Source organism: Lentzea indica, assembly GCF_012184385.1.
Lineage (GTDB): Bacteria > Actinomycetota > Actinomycetes > Mycobacteriales > Pseudonocardiaceae > Lentzea > Lentzea indica.
Map to the genome: position 1 here is coordinate 1 of NZ_VSRL01000477.1, position 2,732 is coordinate 2,732.

General features: G+C 68.4%; 2 protein-coding genes. Both read left to right on the top strand.

Annotated features, from left to right (window positions below; genetic code table 11):
- On the top strand, positions 1–1,618 hold a 1,618-nt coding region (locus FXN61_RS48625; protein ID WP_167980525.1), incomplete at its 5' end, for a glycosyltransferase.
- Positions 1,619–1,620: 2 nt separating this feature from the next.
- A partial coding sequence (gene asnB / locus FXN61_RS48630) for an asparagine synthase (glutamine-hydrolyzing) (RefSeq protein ID WP_188136301.1) occupies positions 1,621–2,732 on the top strand: 1,112 nt, incomplete at its 3' end.

Consider the following 2,732-nt stretch of genomic DNA (forward strand, 5'->3'; position numbering starts at 1 on the left):
GACGTCGAAGGCATGCACGTCGGCACGGTCGCGCCGGCCGCATCGGCCTGGGCGAGACCGTCACCGACGACAAGGCTATCAGGGCGCGCACGCCGCCGACTGGGCCACCGGCTGCGCGTGGCTGATCAAAAGGGAAGTCATCGAGCGGAACGGCCTTTTGGACGAACGCTACTTCCTCTATTCGGAGGAAACCGACTACATGCTGCGCGCCGGTGGCGTGTGGTTCGAGCCGCGCGCGACAGCCACCCACATCGGCGGCGAGGTGTCCACCAACGCCCGGCTCTGGTCGATGCTCACCGCGAACAAGGTCCGGCTGCACCGCGAGCAGCACGGCAAGTTCGCCGCGTTCTTCATGTGGCTCGCCATGGTCGTGAACGAGGGGCTTCGCGCGCGGTCGCCGAAGCACCGGACCGCGTTGAAGGGGCTCTTCGGCATGCGGCGCTGGCCGGAGGAAGTGGCCTCGGAGGGACCGAGCTACCTGTGCTTCTCGGCGCAGGACTGGTGGTACCACAACCGTGCGCACTCGGACTTCCAGCTGCTGCGCCGCGTCGCCAAGCACCGCAAGGTGTTGCTGGTCAACAGCATCGGCCTGCGGATGCCCTCACCCGGCAAGAGCACGCAGTTCCTGCGCCGGATCCTGCGCAAGGCCAAGAGCGTCGCGATGCTGGTGCGCCGGCCGATCCCCGAGACGCCGAACTTCTACGTGATGACGCCCGCGCCCCTGCCGTTCTACGGCAAGCCGTGGCTGCGCAGGCTGAACTCGGTGCTGGTGCGCACGCAGGTTCGCGCGGTGTGCTTCTTCCTCCGCATGGGCACGCCGGTCGTCGTCGCCACGATCCCCACCGCGTGGGACGTCGTGAAGCCCATGCGGCACAAAGGCCTGATCTTCAACCGCTCGGACCGGCACTCGGCGTTCCCGGAGGCCGACCAGGGCACCATCGCCGCGCTGGAGAACCAGCTGCTGTCCAATTCGGACACCGTTCTCTATGTTTCCCGTGCGTTGCAGGAAGAGGAGTCCGCGCTGACCGGTGAGCGCGCGCACTTCCTCGACCACGGCGTGGACGTCGACCACTTCACGCGGCGTTCCGAGCTGCCCGCGGACATCGCGTCGATTCCGGGGCCGCGCATCGGGTTCTTCGGCAGTCTCGACGACTACCTGGTCGACTTCGACCTGATCGAGAAGGTCGCGCAGGAGTTCCCCGACGCGTCCGTCGTGCTGATCGGTGACGCCACCTGCTCGATGGAGCGGTACGACAGGTACCCCAACGTGCACTGGCTGGACTTCCGCTCGTACGAGCAGATTCCCGGCTACGGCTCCGCTTTCGACGTGGCGCTGATGCCGTGGCTGGACAACGACTGGATCAAGCACGCCAACCCGATCAAGATGAAGGAGTACCTGGCACTCGGCCTGGCCGTGGTGTCCACGGACTTCCCCGAGGTCGAGCGCTACTCCGGCGTCATCCGGATCGCGTCCGGCGAGGCGGACTTCATCGACCAGGTCCGGTTGACGTTGAAGGACGGCGGCCTGAAGACCCCCGCAGAGCGGCGCGCGGCCGTGCTGACCGCGTCGTGGGACTCCCGTGCCCGTGAACTGATGCAGCTCGCCGAGGGACGGTAACCATGTGCGGGATCGCAGGCATCAGGCGGTTCGACGGCGCGCCCGTCTCCCGTGAGCTGCTCGCCGAGATGGCGAAGCGGCTGCACCACCGCGGCCCTGACGACAGCGGCTTCTGGTCGGACGGCTCGATCGGCTTCGCCCACACCCGGCTCTCGATCATCGACCTCGCCGGCTCGCCGCAGCCGATGGCGGGCGCCTCGGGCACCACGACGATCGCGTTCAACGGCGAGATCCTGAACTACAAGCAGCTCCGCACGGCGCTCGCCTACCCGTTCAAGACCCACGGCGACACCGAGGTTCTGCTCGCGCTGTACGAACAGCACGGACCGTCCGGTGTGAGCAAGCTGCGCGGCCAGTTCGCGTACGCGCTGCACGACGCCAAGACGGGCGAAACGCACCTGTTCCGCGACCGGCTCGGCATCCTGCCGCTGTACTACTACGCGGACTCGGCGATGTTCGCGTTCGCGTCCGAGATCAAGGCGCTGCTGCCCGCGATCGGCCCGGCCGAGGTCGACCACGAGTCGCTGCACGACTACCTGGCGCACCGCTCGGTGCCCGCGCCCCACACGCTGCTGCGCGGGGTCCGCAAGGTGCCGCAGGGCCACCACCTGGTCGTTTCGGCCGCCGGTGACGTGCGGACCGAGCCGTACTGGGAGCTGCCGCGCGAGTCGGCGATTCGTTCCGTGACGCCGGAGGAGGCCGTCCGGCTGGTCGACGAGGCGCTGACCGCGTCCGTGCGGGACGCACTGGTCGCGGACGTGCCGGTCGGCGCGTACCTGTCCGGTGGCGTTGACTCCTCGCTGATCACCGCGCTGGTCGCCCGCGAACGCAACGGCGCCCCGCTGCACACGTTCTCCGCCGACTTCGGCGACCCGCGCGTCGACGAGATCCACTGGGCGGAGAAGGTCGCCGGGATCGTCGGCAGTCAGCACCACAACGTGATCGTGACGGCCGACGACTTCCGCGACAGCTGGGCGAAGCTGTCCTGGCACCGCGACGCACCGCTGTCAGAGCCGCCTTTCAGGCTGCCGGCAGTCGCCACCGCGCTCCTGTTGTCGGCGAAGTCTCGTGATGGTGGCCACGATCTTGGAGGGCGGACGCGGCGGCCGTTGAA